This window comes from Nocardioides agariphilus, assembly GCF_015352445.1.
In the GTDB taxonomy this organism is placed as follows: domain Bacteria; phylum Actinomycetota; class Actinomycetes; order Propionibacteriales; family Nocardioidaceae; genus Nocardioides; species Nocardioides agariphilus.
In genome coordinates this window covers 30,868-50,348 of the sequence record NZ_JADKPO010000034.1, presented here as the reverse complement: position 1 = coordinate 50,348, position 19,481 = coordinate 30,868, and the positions used below count along the sequence as shown (strand labels likewise).

Annotated in this window: 18 protein-coding genes and 1 tRNA gene; 11 read left to right on the top strand and 8 right to left on the bottom strand. The window is 70.9% G+C overall.

Going from position 1 to position 19,481, the window contains the following annotated elements:
- Nucleotides 1-325: 325 nt before the first annotated feature.
- Nucleotides 326-1,366: an alkaline phosphatase family protein gene (locus ISU10_RS19310; protein WP_194698069.1), complete on the bottom strand. Its 1,041-nt coding sequence runs from the start codon at nucleotides 1,364-1,366 to the stop codon at nucleotides 326-328.
- An 89-nt stretch (nucleotides 1,367-1,455) separates the two neighbouring features.
- Between ISU10_RS19310 and murI the strand changes: the two genes are divergently transcribed.
- The 4 genes from murI (at nucleotide 1,456) to ISU10_RS23905 (ending at nucleotide 8,305) form a co-directional block, all read left to right on the top strand.
- The gene (gene murI / locus ISU10_RS19305) at nucleotides 1,456-2,313 is read left to right on the top strand and encodes a glutamate racemase (protein ID WP_370865717.1); all 858 of its coding nucleotides are present in this window, start codon (nucleotides 1,456-1,458) and stop codon (nucleotides 2,311-2,313) included.
- On the top strand, nucleotides 2,310-3,068 hold the full coding sequence (locus ISU10_RS19300; RefSeq protein ID WP_194698068.1) for an MBL fold metallo-hydrolase: 759 nt from the start codon (nucleotides 2,310-2,312) through the stop codon (nucleotides 3,066-3,068). The genes murI and ISU10_RS19300 overlap by 4 nt, the downstream gene beginning before the upstream one ends.
- A gap of 256 nt (nucleotides 3,069-3,324) precedes the next feature.
- Nucleotides 3,325-5,565, top strand: a complete 2,241-nt coding sequence (locus ISU10_RS19295) for a fibronectin type III domain-containing protein (protein ID WP_194698067.1) — start codon at nucleotides 3,325-3,327, stop codon at nucleotides 5,563-5,565.
- Between the two features lie 163 nt (nucleotides 5,566-5,728).
- Nucleotides 5,729-8,305, top strand: a complete 2,577-nt coding sequence (locus ISU10_RS23905; RefSeq protein WP_194698066.1) for a fibronectin type III domain-containing protein — start codon at nucleotides 5,729-5,731, stop codon at nucleotides 8,303-8,305.
- Between the two features lie 9 nt (nucleotides 8,306-8,314).
- On the opposite strand, the gene ISU10_RS19285 is transcribed toward ISU10_RS23905, so the two are convergent.
- Both ISU10_RS19285 and ISU10_RS19280 read right to left on the bottom strand, forming a co-directional pair.
- Nucleotides 8,315-8,974 carry a response regulator gene (locus ISU10_RS19285; RefSeq protein ID WP_194698065.1) on the bottom strand — a complete coding sequence of 220 codons (660 nt, stop codon included), beginning with the start codon at nucleotides 8,972-8,974 and terminating at the stop codon, nucleotides 8,315-8,317.
- Nucleotides 8,974-10,125, bottom strand: a complete 1,152-nt coding sequence (locus tag ISU10_RS19280; protein WP_194698064.1) for a sensor histidine kinase — start codon at nucleotides 10,123-10,125, stop codon at nucleotides 8,974-8,976. Before ISU10_RS19280 ends, ISU10_RS19285 begins: the two co-directional genes overlap by 1 nt.
- A gap of 132 nt (nucleotides 10,126-10,257) precedes the next feature.
- Between ISU10_RS19280 and ISU10_RS19275 the strand changes: the two genes are divergently transcribed.
- From ISU10_RS19275 to rdgB, 4 genes are read left to right on the top strand one after another with little or no spacing between them, the layout of a single operon-like run.
- The gene (locus ISU10_RS19275) at nucleotides 10,258-11,187 is read left to right on the top strand and encodes an ABC transporter ATP-binding protein (RefSeq protein ID WP_194698063.1); all 930 of its coding nucleotides are present in this window, start codon (nucleotides 10,258-10,260) and stop codon (nucleotides 11,185-11,187) included.
- Complete coding sequence (locus ISU10_RS19270) at nucleotides 11,184-11,987, top strand: ABC transporter permease subunit (RefSeq protein WP_370865714.1); 804 nt, start codon at nucleotides 11,184-11,186, stop codon at nucleotides 11,985-11,987. The genes ISU10_RS19275 and ISU10_RS19270 overlap by 4 nt, the downstream gene beginning before the upstream one ends.
- Before the next feature lie 44 nt (nucleotides 11,988-12,031).
- Nucleotides 12,032-12,754 (top strand): ribonuclease PH, encoded by a 723-nt coding sequence (rph, locus tag ISU10_RS19265; protein WP_194698062.1) that lies wholly within the window; start codon nucleotides 12,032-12,034, stop codon nucleotides 12,752-12,754.
- Between the two features lie 4 nt (nucleotides 12,755-12,758).
- Nucleotides 12,759-13,403 (top strand): RdgB/HAM1 family non-canonical purine NTP pyrophosphatase, encoded by a 645-nt coding sequence (gene rdgB / locus ISU10_RS19260; protein WP_194698061.1) that lies wholly within the window; start codon nucleotides 12,759-12,761, stop codon nucleotides 13,401-13,403.
- A 57-nt stretch (nucleotides 13,404-13,460) separates the two neighbouring features.
- Here the strand turns inward: rdgB and ISU10_RS19255 are convergent, their stop codons facing one another.
- The 4 genes from ISU10_RS19255 to bcp all read right to left on the bottom strand — a co-directional run bounded on the left by ISU10_RS19255 (nucleotide 13,461) and on the right by bcp (nucleotide 15,066).
- The gene (locus ISU10_RS19255) at nucleotides 13,461-14,081 is read right to left on the bottom strand and encodes an HAAS signaling domain-containing protein (RefSeq protein ID WP_194698060.1); all 621 of its coding nucleotides are present in this window, start codon (nucleotides 14,079-14,081) and stop codon (nucleotides 13,461-13,463) included.
- Nucleotides 14,078-14,422, bottom strand: coding sequence for a PadR family transcriptional regulator (locus tag ISU10_RS19250; protein ID WP_194698059.1), 345 nt, complete (start codon nucleotides 14,420-14,422; stop codon nucleotides 14,078-14,080). The genes ISU10_RS19255 and ISU10_RS19250 overlap by 4 nt, the downstream gene beginning before the upstream one ends.
- Nucleotides 14,423-14,481: 59 nt before the next feature.
- Nucleotides 14,482-14,563: transfer RNA gene (locus ISU10_RS19245), tRNA-Leu, on the bottom strand.
- A 29-nt stretch (nucleotides 14,564-14,592) separates the two neighbouring features.
- Nucleotides 14,593-15,066 carry a thioredoxin-dependent thiol peroxidase gene (bcp, locus tag ISU10_RS19240; RefSeq protein WP_194698058.1) on the bottom strand — a complete coding sequence of 158 codons (474 nt, stop codon included), beginning with the start codon at nucleotides 15,064-15,066 and terminating at the stop codon, nucleotides 14,593-14,595.
- A 44-nt stretch (nucleotides 15,067-15,110) separates the two neighbouring features.
- On the opposite strand from bcp, the gene ISU10_RS19235 reads away from it, so the two are divergent.
- The 3 genes from ISU10_RS19235 (at nucleotide 15,111) to ISU10_RS19225 (ending at nucleotide 16,698) form a co-directional block, all read left to right on the top strand.
- Nucleotides 15,111-15,359, top strand: a complete 249-nt coding sequence (locus tag ISU10_RS19235) for a DUF3618 domain-containing protein (RefSeq protein WP_370865711.1) — start codon at nucleotides 15,111-15,113, stop codon at nucleotides 15,357-15,359.
- A 65-nt stretch (nucleotides 15,360-15,424) separates the two neighbouring features.
- The gene (locus ISU10_RS19230; RefSeq protein ID WP_194698071.1) at nucleotides 15,425-15,727 is read left to right on the top strand and encodes a GroES family chaperonin; all 303 of its coding nucleotides are present in this window, start codon (nucleotides 15,425-15,427) and stop codon (nucleotides 15,725-15,727) included.
- Nucleotides 15,728-15,792: 65 nt separating this feature from the next.
- Complete coding sequence (locus ISU10_RS19225) at nucleotides 15,793-16,698, top strand: hypothetical protein (protein WP_194698057.1); 906 nt, start codon at nucleotides 15,793-15,795, stop codon at nucleotides 16,696-16,698.
- A 309-nt stretch (nucleotides 16,699-17,007) separates the two neighbouring features.
- On the opposite strand, the gene ISU10_RS24240 is transcribed toward ISU10_RS19225, so the two are convergent.
- Nucleotides 17,008-19,476 carry a CHAT domain-containing protein gene (locus ISU10_RS24240; protein WP_194698056.1) on the bottom strand — a complete coding sequence of 823 codons (2,469 nt, stop codon included), beginning with the start codon at nucleotides 19,474-19,476 and terminating at the stop codon, nucleotides 17,008-17,010.
- Nucleotides 19,477-19,481 lie beyond the last annotated feature (5 nt).

Genomic DNA, 19,481 nt, shown 5'->3' with positions numbered 1-19,481 from the left:
AAGGCGCGCTAGCGCCTGTCTCGAAACCCCGCGAGTGAACCGCCGACGTCGCGGTCACCGGGTTTCGAGACGGTTGCTAGCGCAACCTCCTCAACCAGCAGAGACCGCGCAACCTCCTCAACCAGCGACACGGGCGAGCGACTGTCCACTCACCGGGTTTCGAGACGGTTGCTAGCGCAACCTCCTCAACCAGCGGAGACCGGCGCAACCTCCTCAACCAGCAGAGACCGGCGCGCCCTCCTCAACCAACGACACCCACCGGGTTTCGAGACGGTTGCTGCGCAACCTCCTCAACCAGCGAACGGTGCGGGCCTGGCAGCAGCGATCAGGGCGTCGGGGTGAAGACCTCGAGGTCCTGGTCGGCGTCGAGCTCGCTGTGGGGGATGGCTGGCAGGCCGAGTACGTCGAGCACCAGGTTGGCGACGTCGGCGTTGCGGATGGGCTGACGGTTGGCGCCATAGCCGGGACGGCGGGTGCCGGGATCGCGGTACGTCGGGTTGAGGTCGTAGAGGTCGACGCCGGCCGGCACTCCAGGGCCCCAGACGAAGAACGGGATCCGGTAGTCGGCCAGCAGGCCTGGGTTGGAGTGGCCCTTGCCCTTGCCGCCGTGGTCGGAGGTGACGACGACCAGCGTGTGGTCGCTGGACGCGGTGGTGGCGGTGACCGTGTCGAGGATCTCCGCGATCCGGTCGTCGGTCTGCTCCACGGCCTTGAGGTACGGCGCCGAGAGCCACCCGTAGGCGTGGCCCTTGACGTCGGGCAAGGAGAGATGGACGAACGTCAGCGCCCGCCACTGCGTGGTCAGGTCCTGGTCGACGTCGTCGACCAGCGTCGGGTTGTAGCCCTGGATCACCATCCGGTCGACCCCCGAGGGCCACGACCTCTTGAACAGCTTGAACTTGCTCTTGGAGGCGAACAGCGCGGCGTCCAGGCCCGCCCGGTCCAGGGAGGAGAACACCGATCCCACGGGATGGCCGGCCGCGCGCTGGACTGTCCGCGGCACGAGGCGGTCGTCGTTCCAGGTGACCCCGTGCCCGCCGTACGCCTTGTCGATGCGTCGGCTGGTCACCATCCCCGTGTGGTTGGGCAGCGTGATGGTCTTCTCGACCTCGGTGCGCGCGTTGAGCGTCGAGGCCCCCTCGTCGATGAGCCGGTGGAACGTCGGGGTCTTGGCCCGACCCAGCCGGGACAGCGCCGTCGGGTTGAGCCCGTCGACGGAGATCACCACCACGCGGGTGATCTCATCGGGCGCGGTGGCGCTGCGGGTGGGCGAGGCGATGGCGGCAGGGACGATGGGCGTCGCTGCCGACACGACGAGAGCTGCTGTGCAGACCGCGGCCGAGAGCGCCGCACGGGGAAGGAGCATGGGCCCACGCTACGCGGAGGTCGGGGCGGCCAACGTGATCTCGGTCGCGTCGGCATGCGTGCGGCCAGTGCAGCCCCTAGCCTTTCCGGGTGCAGGAAGAGAGGCCCACGGGCGGCGCGGTGTCCCCTGGCGTGGACGCTCCGATCGGCATCTTCGACTCGGGTTTCGGTGGGCTGACCGTCGCCCGTTCCGTGATCGACCAGCTACCCCACGAATCCATCCTCTACGTCGGCGACACCGCCCGTCAGCCCTACGGACCCAAGCCGATCGGTGAGGTCCGCGAGTACGCGCTGGAGTGTCTCGACCACCTGGTCACCCTGGGGGTCAAGGCCCTGGTCATCGCCTGCAACTCCGCGAGCGCGGCGATGCTCCGCGACGCGCGGGAGCGTTACGACGTCCCGGTGGTGGAGGTGATCCTGCCGGCGGTCAGGCGAGCAGTGGCGGCCAGCCGCAGCGGCGACATCGGCGTGATCTGCACGCGATCGACGGCCGAGTCGATGGCCTACGACGACGCCTTCGCAGCGGCGCCGCACGTCACGCTCTCCACCCAGGTCTGCCCGCGCTTCGTCGACTTCGTCGAGGCCGGCGTCACGGGCGGGGACGAGCTCATCGGTGTCGCCCACGACTACCTCGACCCGCTGGTGGCAGCCGGGGTCGACACGCTGATCCTCGGCTGCACGCACTACCCACTGCTGACCGGTGTCATCTCCTACGTGATAGGCGATGGCGTGACCCTGGTCAGCAGTGCCGAGGAGTGCGCCAAGGACGTCTACAAGATGCTCGTGTCGACCGGCCTGATGCGCGAGTCGGGGGAGCCGACCTACCGCTTCTTGACCACCGGCTCGCCCGAGGAGTTCGAGCGGATCGGTCGACGGTTCCTCGGCCCCGAGCTCGCCGACGCGCGCCAGTTCGTGGGCACCCCGGGCCTGTTCGGGGTGGTCTCATGAGGATCACCGTCGTCGGGTGCTCGGGCTCCTATCCCGGGCCCGACTCGCCGGCCAGCTGCTACCTCGTCGAGCATGACGACGCTGCCAGCCGCACCTGGCGGGCGCTGTTCGACCTCGGCTCGGGATCGCTGGGTGCCCTGCAGCGCTACGTCGACCCGCTCGCGGTCGACGCCGTCTTCGTCAGCCACCTGCATCCCGACCACTGCGCCGACCTCTGCGGCTACTACGTGCTGCGCGCCTACCACCCCGACGGCGCCCAGCCACGTCTGCCCGTGTGGGGTCCCGACGGTACCGCCGAGCGAATGGCCGCCGCCTACGGTCTCCCGGCCGATCCCGGCATGAGCAGCGTGTTCGACTTCCTCACTCTCGGCGAGAGCGTCGCCGTCGGCCCGTTCACCATCGAACCGGTTCCGGTCGTGCATCCCGTGCCGGCGTACGGCTTCCGGGTCGTGGCTGGTGGCCGCACGTTCGCGTACTCCGGGGACACCGGGCCGTGCGAGGGTCTCGACGACCTCGCCACGGGCGCCGACCTGCTCCTCGCCGAGGCGTCGTTTCGCAGCGGCGACGACAACCCGCCCGATCTGCACCTCACCGGCGCCGACTGCGGCCGAGCCGCCGCCCACGGCAACAGTGGGCGACTCGTCCTGACCCACGTGCCGCCGTGGTACGACCCGGCCCTGGCCGTCGCCGAGGCCAAGGAGCAGTTCGCCGGCGAGATCGACCTCGCGGTCGCCGGCGCTCGCTTCGACGTCTAGCGCCGCGCGTCGGGAGTTCTTGTGCGCTTCGCGCACCCATGGCGCGCACCTCCCAGCGTTGCCGTCGCTCGCGAGACGACCGGGTATGGCTTCGCTCCGGCGCCTTGCGACGCACACACCCTGAGCACGCCAACCGTTCAACAACTCCCGACGCGCGACACTAGCCACCAGCGCCTGTCTAGCCGAATCGCGCGCAACCGGTGTGATCCACCGGAATCGGCCGGTGCACAGCCACGGGCTCCGTCACCCTGTCCCCGTGCCTACGACGTCCCCCTACGTCGGCCCCGCAGCTGTGGGTGCTGTCCTGCTCCTGGTCGCACCCATCTGCGCTGCCGTGCTCGCGACCGGTCCCGCGGCGGGTGCCGGCACACCTCGCGCCGAGAGTCACCTGATCGCCAAGCGGGCACACGGCAAGGCGGCCATCGACGCGCTCGGAAGCCATCTCGAGGTGGCCGCGGCGCGCAGCAGCATGACGCCGGCGCGGCTGCGCCGGGTGCTGGCCGAGGACTCCTCGGCCTGGGTCGACGTCACCGGACACCTCTTCTACGTCGAGCGCGACCACGCAGCCGACGACCCGGTGGCCATCATCGAATCCACGACGGGGTCCACGACGGGACCTGCCGCGGCCGCGTTCCCCTACCCCGACACCTTCACGCTGCACTCGCGACCCAACGCCACCCGCAAGCTCTTCCTCGACTTCGACGGCCACACCGTCAGCGGCACCGCGTGGAACGACGCGACGCATCCCGTCATCGACGTGGCCGCCTACACGCGCGACGGGAGCGCGGACTTCTCCGACAGCGAGCTCGATGTCGTGCAGGAGGTCTGGGCCCGGGTCGCCGAGGACTACGCACCCTTCAACATCGACGTCACCACCGAGGACCCGGGGACCGCGGGGCTGTTGCGCACCTCGACCGAGGACGCGTCGTACGGCATGCGCGCCGCCATCACCAGTGACACCGGGATGCGCACGATCGTGTGCGGCGGCGGGTGCGCAGGCGTTGCCTACGTCGGGGTGTTCGACTACATCACCTCGGCGTCCTACGACCCTGCCTTCGTGCTGCCGACGCCGACCTACACCGCCGCGCAGATCGCCGAGATCGTCAGCCACGAGATCGGTCACACGTTGGGGCTCTCCCACGACGGACTGGGCTCCGCGCCCTACTACCAGGACTCCACCGGCACCAAGATCTGGTCGCCCCTGATGGGGGCGGGCTACACGCCGCTGACGCAGTTCTCCAACGGCGACTACTCCGGCGCCACGCAGACCGAGGACGACTTCGCGGTGATCGCCCAGAACGGGCCGACCCTGGTCAGCGACGACTACGGCGACACGCGCGGTGCCGCGCGTCCTCTAGGAGAGGGCACCGTGTCGGTGGACGGGCTGATCACGACTCGCACCGACGTCGACGTCTTCGAGGTGACCAGGGCCTGCACCGGCACCCTGTCCGCGTCCCTCACGCCCGCAGCACTCGGACCAGACCTCGACACGCAGCTGCGCCTGCTCGACGCGAGCGGCTCCGAGGTGGCTGTCTCGGCGCCACCCGCGGCCCGTGGTGGCACGTGGTCGCCGGTGCTCACCGGGATGGCCTCGGCCGTCGCGCCGAACGTCGGTCCGGGCACCTACTACCTCGAGGTCGACGGCGTCGGGCTCACAGATGTGACGCTCGGCTACAGCGACTACGGCTCGGTCGGCACCTACACCCTGACGGTCGACGGCTGCCCCGGCACGACGCACGCCGCCACGCCGCCGAGCGCACCCGTGGTCGAGGCCATCGAGCGAGACGGCGCAGCCCACGGTCTGCGCCTGGTGTGGGACCCGCCCGCGGACGACGGGGGAGCACCCGTGACGTCGTACGTCGTCACGGGGGGCGGTCAGGAGGTGACGGTGCCCGCGGACACGCGGTCCTACACGCTGGCGCCGCTTGCCTCGAACACCGGCTACACGCTGCAGGTATCCGCCGTGAACAGTGCCGGAACCGGCCCGGCGGCCAGCCGCTCGGCGACCACCGGCACGTTCTCGGGCACGCCATCGACCTCGACCCCGACGACCTCGACCCCGACCGTGACCCCGACCGTGACCCCGACCGTGAGCCCGACCGTGAGCCCGACCGTCACGAGCACCACGACGACCACGACCACCAGCACGCCGACGAGTACGCCGACCAGTACGCCGACCACCGGGAGCGCCGTACCTTCGGCTCCGCAGGGTCTCAGGGCGACGAGAGGCAGGTCGGGACGCCCGCTGACGGTGCGGGTCTCGTGGCGCCAACCGACGAGCGTCGGCAGCTCGCTGTTGAACGGGTACGTCCTGAAGGTGTGGAAGGCGAGGCCGGACGGCCGGTCGGTGCTGTCCCGCACGTTCTTCATGCCACCCACGAAGCGCTCGCTGACGCTGACCCTGCTGGCTGGTCGCTACCGGTTCGCGGTCGCGGCCTCCAACGCCGAGGGCACCGGTCCCCGTTCGGCTCGAACGGCGTGGATCCGGCCGCGCTAGCACGCCGGGCGCGGCTTGGTCGGCCAGTTCGGCACGGACGGGTGAGTTCGGTGCCGCCCGTCTAGATGTCTAGTCGACCCTTTGCCACCAAAGACCTAGTCACAACAGGTGGTTTAGCCCAGTTAGGCCGGTCTATTGCGGCGAATCCGGCCAACCTCGCCCCGTGCGAACGACGTCCCCCCGCGTCGGTTCGGTCGCTGTCGGTGCTGTCCTGCTCCTGGTCACATCGATCTGTGCGGCTGTCCTGGCGACCGTCCCGGCATCCGGCGCTGCCTCCAACCCCGCCCCGAGTCGACTGCTGCCTGCGAAGGCCAACGGCCACGCTGCCCTGAAGGCGCTCGGCGCCAACCTCGGTGCAGCCGCGCAGCGCAACGAGATGTCGGCCGCCCGGCTCAGCGAGCTGATGGGCAACGACTCGACAGCGTGGCTGGACCAGACAGGACACCTCTTCTACGTCGATCGTGCCGAGGTGGCCGACACGACGGTCAACGCGACCACCACAGAGGCGAGCTACGCGTACTCCGACACCTTCCTGCTCCACTCGCGCCCGAACGCGACCCGCAAGATCTTCTTGGACTTCGACGGCTCACAGGTCAGCGGCACCGGCTGGAACGACGCCGCCCACCCCGTCCTCGACATCGCGCCCTACAGCATGGACAGCAACACGAACTTCTCCCGCAGCGAGATGGACGTGATCCAGGAGGTCTGGGCGCGCGTCGCCGAGGACTACGCGGCCTTCAACATCGACGTGACGACCGAGGACCCCGGGACCGACGGGCTGCTGCGTACCTCCACGGAGGACGTCCGCTACGGCATGCGCGCAGCGATCTCGACCGACACCTCGCTCCGGACGATCCTGTGCGGCAGCAGCTGCGCCGGCATCGCCTACCTCAATGCCTTCAACCGGGTCTCGACCACTGGCTTCCAGCAACCCGCGTTCGGCCTGCCCACGTCGACGGCGTCGGCCCGGCAGGTGGCGGGCATCGTCAGCCACGAGCTCGGCCACGGCCTCGGGCTGAACCACGACGGGTACTACTCCTCGGACTACTACCTCGACGGCACCGGCCTGAAGATCTGGTCGCCCACGATGGGCGCGGCCTTCACGCCCCTGACCCAGTTCTCCAACGGCGACTACCCCGGTGCGACCGATACGCAGGACGACTTCGCCGTCATCGGGCAGCACGGCCCGTCCCTGCTCAGCGACGACTTCGGCGACACCCCGGCCACGGCGCGGCTGCTGGGCAACGCCGATGTCACCGTCCAGGGCCTGATCAGCACCCGATCCGACCTCGACGTGTTCGCCGTGGACCGCACGTGCAGCGGAACCCTGTCCGCGACGCTCAACCCCGTGGCCGTCGGTGCAGACCTCGACACCAAGCTGCGCCTGCTCGACGCGTCGGGTCGCCAGGTCGCGGTCTCGGACCCCCCGACCGCGCGCAGCGGCTCGAGCCTGACGGGCATGGACTCCGCCATCGCCACCTCGGTGGCGCCGGGCACGTACTACCTCGAGGTCGACGGCACCGGCCTGAGCGACCCGACGCAGACGGCGGGCATGTTCTACAGCGACTACGGCTCGGTGGGCCACTACACGCTGACCGTCGACGGCTGCCTGAGCTCTCGCACGGCCTCCCCGCCGAGCGCCCCGGTCGTGGTGGCCGTCGAGCCGGACAGTGCGGCCCAGGGACTGCGCCTGGTGTGGGACCCGCCCGCTGACAACGGCGGCGCCGCCGTGACGTCGTACGTCGCCCGCGCCGGTGGCCAGCAGGTCACCGTGCCTGCGACCACCCGCGAGATCACGGTCGCCCCCCTCGCGACCAACGCGACGTACACCATCGAGATCGCGGCGGTGAACAGCGCCGGCACCGGTCTGGTCGCGAGTCGGACGGTGACGATCGGAACGGCGCCCACCTCGTCGCCGACGCCTACGCCGACGCCGACACCGACGCCGACACCTACGCCGACACCTACGCCGACGCCTACGCCGACGCCTACGCCGACGCCTACGCCTACGCCGACGCCTACGCCTACGCCGACGCCGACGCCGACGCCGACGCCGACGCCGACGCCGACGCCGACGCCGACGCCTACTCCGACGCCCACGCCGACGCCTACCCCCACGCCGACGCCCACGCCGACGCCCACCCCCACGCCGACGCCCACGCCGACGCCCACGCCGACGCCTACTCCGACGCCGACCCCGACGCCGACCCCGACGGTCACGCTGACGCCGACGCCGACGCCGACGCCGACGGTCACGCTGACGCCGACGCCCACCCCGACGCCCACGCCCACGCCGACGGAGACCATCACGCTCACGCCGACGCCCGACCCGACGGCTACCTCGACGCCGACCGAGACGATCACGTTGACGCCGACGCCGACTCCCAGCCCGACGGTGACCGAGACGGTGACCGACACGCCGACGACGGCCGAACTGCCGGGCAAACCCCGCAGGGTCAGCGTCACGCGAGGCAAGCGCGACCGGCCCCTGACGCTGCGCGTGACGTGGCGGGCGCCGTCCGCCACGGGCGACGCGCCGATCACCGGCTACGAGGTGGCGGTCTTCGGGTTCCGCGCAGACGGGCGCCTGGCCCGGGTCGCCACGCGCGTCCTGTCTCCGAGGAAGAGGTACGTGAACCTCAGGCTCGCGGCTGGGCGCTACCGCTTCAGCGTGGCCGCGGTGAACGCCCTCGGCGAGGGACCCCACTCGGCCCGCACGCCGTGGCGGCGACCGCGCTAGGACTCGATGTCAGCTTTGGCCGGCGTCGTGGACGGCGAGCGCGATCTGGACGCGGTTGGTGACCTCGAGCTTGTCGAACAGCCTCGACACGTGGGCCTTGACCGTCGGCACCGAGAGGTAGAGCTCGGCGGCGATCTCGGCATTGCTCAGCCCGCGGCCGACCGCCAGTGCCACCTCGCGTTCGCGGTCGGTGAGGTCGGCCAGGCGTGCCGCAGCCTCGGGGGAGCGGGTGGCCGCGGCCACCTGCCGGATCAGTGACCGGGTGACGGTGGGCGACAGCATGGGGTCACCTTGCGCGACCTTGCGGATCGCGTCGACCACCTCGCGCGGCGCGGTGTCCTTGAGGAGGAACCCGTCGGCGCCGGCGGCCAGCGCCTCGACGACGTACTCGTCGGCATCGAAGGTGGTCAGCACCAGCACGTGCGGCGGATGCTCGGAGGCGAGCAGCTGACGAGTGGCGTCGAGACCGTTCATCCGCGGCATCCGGATATCCATCAGCACCACGTCGGGACGCAGCCGCGCCGCCATCGCGATGCCCTCGAGGCCATCGCCGGCCTGGCCCACCACCACGAGATCGGGCTGCCCGCCGAGCATGAAGGTGAGTGCCGAACGGACCAGCGGGTCGTCGTCGACGATCAGCAGGCGGGTGGCATCGGGTCGCTTCTCCATCAGGCCGCCCACGGTATCCAGCCGCGGAGCACGAACTGCTGACCGTCGCGGCGGCCTTCCAGGCGCCCGCCACGCAGCTCAGCGCGCTCGGCGAGACCGATCAGGCCCAGTCCCGCACCAGGGGTCCGCGAGGGTCCGAACCCGAGCGGGTTGCGCAGCACGATGGCGACCCCGTCGTCCGGTGAGCCGCTGACCTCGATGCGGACGACGGCTCCCGGCGCGTGCTTGCCCGCGTTGGTGATGCCCTCTTGGACGATGCGGTACAGCGTGCGGCCGACCACGTCGGGGACGGGCTCGTCGGAGAGCAGGTGGTCGGAGAACTCGACGTGCACGCCGGCCTCCCGAGCCTGCTCGACCAGGTTCGGCAGGTCCGAGAAGGTGGGCTGCGGGCTGCTGGCCAGCTCGCCGGTCTCGGGGTCGCGGAGCACGCCGAGCACACTGCGCAGGTCGGTCAGCGCGTTGTTGGCGAGGTCGCGGATGACGTTGGCGTTGGCGCGCAGCTCCTCGGCGTCGAGGTCGGCACGGAACCCGAGAGCGCCAGCGTGCATGGAGATCTGTGAGATGCGGTGGGCCAGCACGTCGTGCATCTCTCGGGCGATGCGGGCACGTTCGGTGCTGCGAGCCTGCGACACCCGCAGCTCCTGTTCGGCCTCCGCGCGGTCGGCGCGCTGCTCGAGCGTCCAGACCAGCTCGCGCCGCGACCCGATGTAGAGGCCCCAGCCGAGGACTCCAGCGGTGACGATCACGTTGACGATGAGGTCGACCCACCACGTGTCGTTGTTGTCGGGCTGGGCCTTGGAGAAGAGCTGGGCGCAGCAGATGCTGACGACCCCCGTCACGGCCACCTGCCAGTAGACGCGCCGCGTGGCCAGTGACACCGCGGCCAGCACGGCGGGACCAGCGGCCAGGGCAGCGAACCCGCTGATGGCGGTGGTCACCAGGGCGATGGGCAACGGCCACCGCCGCCGCCAGTGGACGAGCGCCAAGGAGACCGCGCCCGCCGAGATCTCGGCAGCCAGCCAGCTCCCGTGGCGATGGTCGGGGACGGAGACCAGGGCGATCGTGCTGATGAACGCGACCCCGACCAGCCGGGCCACCACACCCCAACCCGTGACCGGGCGGTGCACGGCCAGGGGAGCAGGACCGTCCATGGGACCAGGCTAGAGCCGCCGTACGACGTCGAGCACCGGACGCGAGTATGCCGTGAGCCCCCTACTTTCGTCGGCCCCGTCCAGCCCGGGGGTCGATGCCGGGTGGGGGTGGGGGTTGGCAAGATGGCCGCCATGATCAAGGTCGAAGGGCTCACCAGGGACTATGGGAACTTCGTCGCGGTCGACGACATCAGCTTCACGTGCAAGCCGGGCACGGTCACCGGCTTCCTCGGACCCAACGGCGCCGGCAAGACCACCACCATGCGGGTCATGGTCGGGCTGACGCCGGCGACCAGGGGCGAGGTCACGATCGGCGGCCTCCACTTCCACGACATCCCCAACCCGGGCCGTCACGTCGGGGTGCTCCTCGACGCGTCCGCCCAGCACGCCGGCCGCACCGGCCGCGAGGTGCTCACGCTGGGCGCCCGCACGATGGGCCTGCCGATGTCGAGGGTCGAGGAGATGCTCGCGCTGGTCGCCCTCGACGACACCGAGTCCAGGCGACGGGTGCGCAACTACTCCCTGGGCATGCGCCAGCGTCTCGGCATCGCCCACGCCCTCCTCGGCGACCCGTCCGTGCTGATCCTCGACGAGCCGGCCAACGGCCTCGACCCGGCCGGCATCCGCTGGATGCGCGGTCTCCTCAAGGGGTACGCCGACCGCGGCGGCACCGTGCTGCTGTCCAGCCACCTCCTCAACGAGGTCGAGCAGATCGCCGACGAGATGCTGCTGATCGGCCGCGGCAAGATCGTGGCGCGCGGCACCAAGGCCGAGCTCCTCGCAGGGGCCGGCGGTGCCGGCACCCTCGTCGTGGCCGAGGACAACGACCGACTCGTCGCGGCGCTCGACGAGCGCGGCATCTCGCACACGCCGGTCGGGCTCGGCTTCCGCGTGGACGCACAGCCGGTCGACGTCGGGCGCCTCTCGGTGGAGAAGTCGATCGTGCTCACCGATCTGCGCCCCGTCGAGGGCGGTCTCGAGGACCTGTTCCTGGAGCTCACCTCCGACACCCAGCGCGACGACCTCGCGCACCTTCCCGCACCGACAGGAGCTCCGCTGTGACGACCCAGGCCGCTGCCGCGCCGATGACCCTCGACGTCAGCCAGACCCCGCGCGTCCCGTTCACCCGACTGGTGCAGGTCGAGCTGCGCAAGATGTTCGACACCCGTGCGGGTCGGTGGCTGCTGATCTCGATCGCGGCGACGACCGCCCTGGTGCTGGTGATCCAGCTCTGGGTGGTGCTCGCCCAGGACATGTCCGTGACCTTCGGAGACTTCGGGGGCGGGGCCAACATCCCGATGAACGTGCTGCTGCCGGTGCTCGGCATCATGTCCGTCACGAGCGAGTGGAGCCAGCGCACCGCGATGGTGACCTTCTCCCTGGAGCCCTCACGCTCGCGGTTCCTCCGTGCGAAGTTCGTCAGCACGCTGCTCGTGGCGCTGGTCGCGGTGCTGGTCGGACTCGGGCTCACCATCTTGGCCAACGCCGTCTATGCCGGACTGTCCGACAACCCCGTGACGTGGGAGCTCTCGCCGTTCCAGATCTTCTGCTTCTTCCTGCTCTACGTCTTCTCGATGGCCACCGGCTTCGCGTTCGGGACGCTGCTGCTCAACACCGCCGCGGCGATTGTCATCTACTTCGTCTACTCCTTCATCGTGCCGGGACTGATGGAGCTCGGCACCTTGCTGGACTGGTTCAAGGACATCCGACCCTGGATCGACTTCGCCAACGCCCAGAACCCGATCATCGAGGCAGACGTGAGCGGCAAGGAGTGGGCCCAGCTCGCGACGTCAGGGCTGATCTGGCTGGTGCTGCCCCTGGTGATCGGCGTCTGGCGCGTGCTCCGGGCCGAGGTGAAGTAAGCCCCTGAGACTCCTGTCAGACCCGCCCACTAGGGTCGCCATTCATGAGCGAGCGATCCGACGGCCGAGCCGACGACCAGCTGCGTCCCGTCACGCTGACGCGCCACTGGCTCGACCATGCCGCGGGCTCGGTGCTGGTCGAGTTCGGCCGCACCAGGGTGCTGTGCGTGGCCTCCGCGTCCGAGGGCGTGCCCCGCTGGCGCAAGGGTTCGGGCCTGGGCTGGGTGACCGCCGAATACGCGATGCTGCCCGGCTCCACCAACACCCGCACCGACCGTGAGTCGGTCAGGGGCCGGATCGGCGGACGCACCCACGAGATCTCGCGACTCATCGGCCGCTCGCTGAGAGCGGTCATCGACTACCAGGCGCTCGGCGAGAACACGATCGTCCTCGACTGCGACGTCCTCCAGGCAGACGGCGGCACCCGCACGGCCGCCATCACCGGCGCCTACGTCGCGCTGGCCGACGCCGTGTCCCACCTGCGTGGGGCCGGTGCCCTGGCCGGCGAGCCGCTCATCGGCTCGGTCGCTGCGGTGAGCGTCGGCATCGTCGACGGCACGCCCCGGCTCGACCTCCACTACGACGACGACGTCCGCGCCGAGACCGACATGAACGTCGTGATGACCGGCGATGGCCGTTTCGTCGAGGTGCAGGGCACCGCCGAGGGGGCGCCGTTCGACAGGGCAGAGCTCGATGCGCTGCTGGCGCTCGCCGAGCAGGGCTGCGGTGAGCTGACCCGACTCCAGTCGGAGGCGCTGGCCCGGTGACCAGATGCCCGTGAGCCGGCTGTTCCTGGCCTCGCGCAACGCCGGCAAGCTCGCCGAGATGGAGCGGATCCTGGCTCCGCTCGCCCCTGGCATCGAGGTGGTCGGACTCGAGGCCGTGGCGTCCTACGACGAACCCGCCGAGGACCGCCCGACGTTCGAGGGCAACGCCTTGCTCAAGGCTCGCGCAGGGCTCGCGGCCACCGGCCTGCCCACGGTCGCCGACGACAGCGGCCTGTGCGTCGACGCCCTCAACGGCATGCCCGGCGTGCTGTCGGCCCGTTGGTCCGGGCCCGCGCTGGGCGGCAAGATGGGCGACAAGAGAGGCGCCGATGCCCGCAACAACGAGCTACTGCTCGCCCAGCTCGCCGACGTACCCGACGAACGGCGCGGAGCCCACTTCGTGTGCGTGGTGGCGTTCTGTCACCCCGACGGCACCGAGGTCGTGGTGCGCGGCGAGATGCGCGGGCGGGTGACCCACGCGGCCCGGGGGAGCGGTGGCTTCGGCTACGACGTGGTCTTCGAGGCCGCGGACCGACCGGGTGTCACGACAGCCGAGCTGTCGGTCGAGGACAAGGACGCCATCTCCCACCGCGGCAAGGCGTTGCGCGAGGCCGGCCCGCTCATCGCCGCGCAGCTGAGAGGCGATTGACGCGATTCCTGCCGCGCGGCCCTCAGCCCGTGGATCCTGCGGGCGACGCAACCATCGTCACCGACGACGAGCCGACCTCGTGAGTCGCCAGATCGCGAAGGCCTGGAGCGCCAGGTAGCCCAGCAGGATCGACCACGAGGTGACGGCCACCCAGTTGGTGCCCCCGCACGTGTCGCTGACCAGCTGCCCGTTCTCGTAGACCTGTGAGCACGAGGTGACGATCGCGGTGCTGAGGAACACTGCTCCGAACGCGAGGGGAAGTCCGGTGCCGAGCCCGACGAAGCCGAGCATGCGATCGCGCTCGGACCAGACCGTGACGCGCGCCATCATCACCAGACCGATGATCCACAGCGGCACGGAGACCGGCAGCAGGATGCACAAGATCTCGGCGAAGACCAGGCAGGCGATGGCGCCGCCCGGCGAGGCGAAGGACTTCTTCGCAGGCTCCTGGGGCTGGTCGGGAGCGGCGGCAGCCGCGACCAGCTCGGTCGGCGTGCCCAGGCGCTCCAGCGCGTTGCGCACCTCGGACTCGGTCGAGTCCGGCGGCAGGGCGGTGGCGATGTGCTCCTCGATGTCGGCCACCAGCTCGCGCGCTTGGTCGACGGGCAGCCGGCCGGCCTCGGTCCACAGTCGTCGCAGGTAGTCCTCGACCAGAGGGTGGCGGGCAGTGGTGGTCATCGGTCCTCCTGGTGCTTGCGGTGCAGGATCGTCTCGACCGCGGCGGCAAACCCGGTCCACGCGACGCGGAAGTCGTCCAGAGCGCGCTGACCCGGCCGGGTCAGCGCGTAGTAGCGGCGGGGAGGACCAGCGGGCGAGTCGCGCCAGACCGTTGCCACCAGGTCGTCCTTGCGGAGCCGGCTGAGCAAGGGGTAGACGGTGCCCTCGCTGGCGACCAGACCGGCGGCCGTGAGCTCGTGGACCAGGTCGTAGCCGTAGCGCTCCTCGTCCTCGAGCAGGGCGAGCACGCAGTGCTCGACCGCGCCGCGACGCAGCTGCGTGACCGCGGCTTCCGCTCCCATGCACCACAAGGTAGTTCGAAGTACCCTGCGGCGCAAGGTAGTGCCGGGGGCTGCACGTGTGCCGGAGGCGGGACTCGAACCCGCACACCCGAAGGCACAGGTACCTAAAACCTGCGTGTCTGCCAGTTCCACCACTCCGGCTGGTGCGGGGACAGCCTAGAGATCTCGCATCAGGCGGCTATCTCGAGGTCCCGGCGAAGCTTGGCGACGTGGCCGGTGGCCTTGACGTTGTACTGCGCCAACGCGATCTTGCCGTCCTCATCGACGACGAAGGTCGAGCGCAGCACACCTTCGACCAGCTTGCCGTAGAGCTTCTTCTCGCCCCAGGCGGCGTAGGCCTGGTGCACGGACTTGTCCTCGTCGGAGAGCAGGGTGATGGTCAGGCCGTCGCGCTCGCGGAACTTGGCGAGCTTGGCGGGGGAGTCCTTGGAGATGCCGAGGACCTCGTAGCCGGCAGCCTCGAGCGAGGAGAGCGAGTCGCTGAAGTCGCAGGCCTGGGTCGTACAGCCGGGTGTCATCGCGGCCGGGTAGAAGTACACGATCACCTTGCGACCGCGCAGGCCCGACAGCGTCACGTCCTGGCCCGTGTCGGAGGGCAGCGTGAAGTCGGGGGCGGTATCTCCGGGACTGAGTCGATCGGTCACAGTCGCACCCTAGCCAGCGTGAGGCCATTGGTAGCCTCAGCCCCGTGACCAACGAGATGTCCTCGCTCGAACGCGAGATCGAGGCAACGCGGGACCGCTTGGCCGACACCATCGACCAGCTGGTCTACCGGGCCAACCCCAAGACGATCGTGAGTCGCGAGGTGAGCTCGATCAAGGCCTACTTCGTCGACCCGGTCACCGGCGCTCCGCGCACCGACAACATCCTCAAGGTGGCTGGCGGCGTGGTCGGCGTCGTCGTGCTGTTCGCGGCCATCCGTCGCGTCGTCCGCTGAGGCCGGTCCCACCAACCGTGTCCGCGAAGTCCGCTGCCAGGTCGCCCTCGGGAGCGCCCATCAAGATGCTCCACGACCGGCTCCTGGTCGAGGTCGACCGCGAGGCCGGCGAGCGCAAGTCCTCCGGCGGTATCGTCATCCCCGCCACCGCGGCCATGGGCGCTCGTCGACTCGTCTGGTCGAAGGTCGCCGCGGTCGGTCCCCACGCGCGCGCGGTCGTCGTGGGTGACCGCGTCCTGTTCGACCCTGACGACAAGGCCGAGGTCGAGGTGCAGGGCGAGACCTACTTCGTGATGCGCGAGCGTGACGTCCACGCGGTTGCCGCCGAACGCCTCGGCGACTCGGACAACACCGGCCTCTACCTCTGATCGCTGCCTGACTGCCCGCCGCGTCGATTCAATGTCGACCGGGCGGCTCGACTAACATCGGGCGGGTGTCGACCCCGGCCGTGAGCCACCTGCCGTCGTACGGCGAGGACGTGCGGGTGGTCGTGCCGGCGCCGGGGATCGGGGCGGGCAACTGGGCCGGCGCGGCGAGTGCGGTGCTGGTCGACGGCGTGTTCTGGCTGACGTGGCGCGTGCGGCGACCCCTCACCGACGGACGCGGAGTCTCTGTCGTCGTGGGCAGGTCCGACGACGGTGAGCACTTCGAGCCGGTGACCGAGGTGCATCGCGAGACCTTCGGGGCCGAGTCGTTCGAACGACCGGTCCTGGTGCCCGTGGGAGAGCTCGGGTGGCGGCTCTACCTCTCGTGCGCGACTCCGGGCTCCAAGCATTGGTGGGTCGACAGCCTCACCGCCCCGACCGTGCAGGACCTGCCGGCGGGCCACCGGCAGGTCGTGCTGGCCGGCGACGCCCACGTCGGCGTGAAGGATCCCGTCATCACTGTCGACCCTCGGTCAGCGGCTGGCGGCTGGCGCCTGTGGTTGTGCTGTCACCCGCTCGACGACCCGGGTCACGAGGACCGGATGACCACGCGCTACCTGACCAGTGACGACGGCCTCGACTGGACCGACCGCGGTGAGGTGCTCGCAGGCCGGACCGGCGAGTGGGACGCTCGCGGCGCGCGGGTCACCACCGTCATCGGCCACGACCCGCTGTCCGTGCTCTACGACGGGCGGCGCGACGCGGAGTCCAACTGGTTCGAGACCACGGGGGTGGCCACCTGGGACGGCGAGCGGCTGGTGCCCGATGCCCGCGTCGGGCCGATCGCGTCGCCGTACGGCGACGGGGCCTTCCGCTACGCATCGGCCGTGCACCTGCCCGACGGTCGGGTCCGCTACTACGTCGAGGCGGCGCGCGATGACGGCGCCCACGACCTGGTGACCTTCGTCCGCTAGGACGCGGCGCGCTGGGCTGCGCGGTGCCAGAGCGATCGTGCCGGCCTTCTGAAGTTTTTTCGTCCGTCGGCGTATCAGGACGCGGCGCCGGGTCTCCTGGGCGGTCAAGGGGGGATCCGGTCGGGTGTGCCGGCATCGGGGGATCCGAGCACACCGCCGCGCCGGGAGCGGGCCAACGGACTCACAGGCGTTGGTCCGCTCCGTCGCGCGCTCCCTTGGGTCGCCCCACTCGCCGTCCGTGACGAACGTGTCGTCTGAGCGCGATCGAGACAACCAGTACCGGCACAGCGCGCCTGGTGGCTGGCGAGTTCACCAGCCGGCCCCGAAGGTGACGAACGGCGACGGGGCGGAGTCGTGGTCGAGATCGGCGACGGCGTCGGCCAGTGCGTCTGCCGGCGCGTCGCCCTTGGCCAGCCTCGCGTGCCAGCCGGCCAGTACTTCGCAGGCGACGTCGTCGGCCACCAGGGTCGGGGAAGACGTCACGCAACGTGCCCCCGCGTGCAGCCAGGCGGCGGTCATGCCCACCACCTCGTCGCCCGAGCGAACCGACGCGCGCCCCAGCTCGCACGACGACAGCACGACCAGGTCGGGAGTGTGCGGCAGCTGGTCGATGTCGTAGCCGAACCACGGACCGTCGGCGAGGTCCACCGCTGCGAACAGCGGGTTGTCGCCAGGGTGCCTCCCGTGGCCCGCGAGATGGAGCAGGTCGACCCTCGCCGCCAGGGACGCGACCCTGGCAGCGGCCGCCCGGTCTCCGGCGAGCACCGTCGCGCCCGGCCAGACGGCGGCTGCCCGGGTGACCTCCTCCTCGGCTCGCTCGACAGCTGGACCGGCGACCAGGCCGACCCGCGGCTTCCGGCGACGACGGGTGCGGCGCAGCTCGAGCCATCGGGTCGCTGACGGAGGCACCGTGATCGGTCGGCCCACGAGCCCGGGCAGCAGCGTCCACGGCGTGCCCGACAGCTGTGCCGACGGTGTCAACACCACCCGCCGCTCGCCGATCAGCGGCAGCAGCGGAGCGACCAGCAGCTCCGAGACGAGCTGGACCCGCTCGTCGAGCGAGCCCCGGATGGCAGCGGCGAACGGACCGGCCAGGTGCGAGGCGGCGATGTCGAGGTCGGCTGCGATGCGGTCGAGGTCCGCGCGTACGGGTCCGGCCGGGCACAAGGAGACGGTGCGGACGTCGCTGCCCGTCACGACCACGGCGGTCACCTTGTCGTCGACGACCACGTGCGCGACCAGGCAGGAGTCGGTGCTCCCGAGCTCGGCCTGCACCTCGTCGAGCGCAGCGGGCTCACCGACACGGCCGCCACCGTCGCCGTACCAGCTCTGCTCGCGGATGTGGTCGCGCAGCTGGTCGAGGCGGCGACCGTCGGTCGACCTCGGCTCGGGGTCGGCGGCGTAGAGCACCCGCAGCTCGGTGAGCTCCGAGGCCAGGGCAGCGTCCGAGGGTGGCCGGACGGGCGTGACCCTGCTGACCAGGGCCCGGGCTCGCTCGGACCACTCGTAGGCGAGTGCCGGGTTGCCCTCGTCGAGCGCCAGGTGCAGTCCCTGCATCGCGAGTGCCCGACCGTGGCCGACCAGCGTGCTCTGGAGGTCGAGACTCCCGAACGACGACTGCCAGGCGTGCAGATCGGCGAGGCCGGCCTGCACGTGCTGGCGCGCCCGTCGCCGGTCGCCCCGGGCGGCGGCGAGCTCCGAGCGCACTTCACGCCACAGCAGCCGGGTCGCGACGGGGGAGTCCTCGGTGACGCGCACTCCCGCGATGCGACGACGCGCGTCGTCCAGGTCACCACGAACCACGGCGAGCCGAGCCGTGAGCAGCTGCAAGATGGCGGCGTCGCGCCGGTGCTGGTGCGCCCGGAGTCCGGCCACCAGACGGTCGGCGCGCCGCAGCACCGAGAGCGAGGCCTTCCCCTCTGCGATCTCGGCCATCACGACGACCGCGTCAGCGCGCAGCGCCTGCACCTCACCGCCTTGGCCACGAAACCTTCGTGCAGCCCGCTTGGCCACCACGGCCGCCCGCGAGGCATCCTCACGCAACAAGGTGCGCGACAGCGCCAGCTCGCACTCGGCCTGGTAGCGGCGCAGGCCGCGGTCGCCGTAGGCCGCCGCGGCGTTCTCCAGGGCCACGATGGCCTCGTGGGCCCGGCCGGCAGCGGTCAGCACCTCCGCCCTGTCCTGCTCGCCGACCGCCCGGCTGACCGGGGACAGCGGTGCGAGCACCGGTCGCGCCGCGTCCATCGCCTGCAGCGCGCCGACCAGGTCCCCGGTGAGCAGCCGGGCGTAGCCCAGGTTGTGCTCGGCCCGGGCGCGACGCTCGCGCGCATCGTCGTCGTGCAGCATCTCGACGGCGGTGGTCAGGTCATGGACGGCCTGGCTCGCATCGCCGCGGAGCAGGTGCAGGCTGGCCCGGTTGAGCAACGCCCGGCTCAGCTCGTCACTCCCGGCGAGCAGGCCGACGGCGGCGGTGTAGTCGGCCAGCGCGGCGCGATGGTCACCTTGGTACTTGTGCATGAGGGCCAGCTGCGACCAGATCAGCCCCTGGGTCTCCGAGCTGAGACCCGGCCGCTGGAGGAGTGCGCGGCAGCTGGCGAAGCCGCCGCGCAGGTCGCCCTTCTGGGCACGGACGTAGGCCCGGGTGAGGTCGATGCGAGCGACCAGGTCGATGTCGTCGGTCTGCCCGCTCGCCTCGTCGAGCAGCTCGTTGGCCGCGTCGTAGTCGCCGTCGTTCATGCGCTGCACAGCGCGGCGATGCAGCACTGCGGCGGCGGGCACTAGCC

Excerpts from the sequence above, each read along its gene's own strand:
- ISU10_RS19310 (WP_194698069.1), bottom strand. The coding sequence starts at position 1,366 with ATGCTCCTTCCCCGTGCGGCGCTCTCGGCCGCGGTCTGCACAGCAGCT.
- ISU10_RS19300 (WP_194698068.1), top strand. The coding sequence starts at position 2,310 with ATGAGGATCACCGTCGTCGGGTGCTCGGGCTCCTATCCCGGGCCCGAC.
- ISU10_RS19285 (WP_194698065.1), bottom strand. The coding sequence starts at position 8,974 with ATGGAGAAGCGACCCGATGCCACCCGCCTGCTGATCGTCGACGACGAC.
- ISU10_RS19280 (WP_194698064.1), bottom strand. The coding sequence starts at position 10,125 with ATGGACGGTCCTGCTCCCCTGGCCGTGCACCGCCCGGTCACGGGTTGG.
- ISU10_RS19275 (WP_194698063.1), top strand. The coding sequence starts at position 10,258 with ATGATCAAGGTCGAAGGGCTCACCAGGGACTATGGGAACTTCGTCGCG.
- rph (WP_194698062.1), top strand. The coding sequence starts at position 12,032 with ATGAGCGAGCGATCCGACGGCCGAGCCGACGACCAGCTGCGTCCCGTC.
- rdgB (WP_194698061.1), top strand. The coding sequence starts at position 12,759 with ATGCCCGTGAGCCGGCTGTTCCTGGCCTCGCGCAACGCCGGCAAGCTC.
- ISU10_RS19255 (WP_194698060.1), bottom strand. The coding sequence starts at position 14,081 with ATGACCACCACTGCCCGCCACCCTCTGGTCGAGGACTACCTGCGACGA.
- ISU10_RS19250 (WP_194698059.1), bottom strand. The coding sequence starts at position 14,422 with ATGGGAGCGGAAGCCGCGGTCACGCAGCTGCGTCGCGGCGCGGTCGAG.
- ISU10_RS19230 (WP_194698071.1), top strand. The coding sequence starts at position 15,425 with ATGCTCCACGACCGGCTCCTGGTCGAGGTCGACCGCGAGGCCGGCGAG.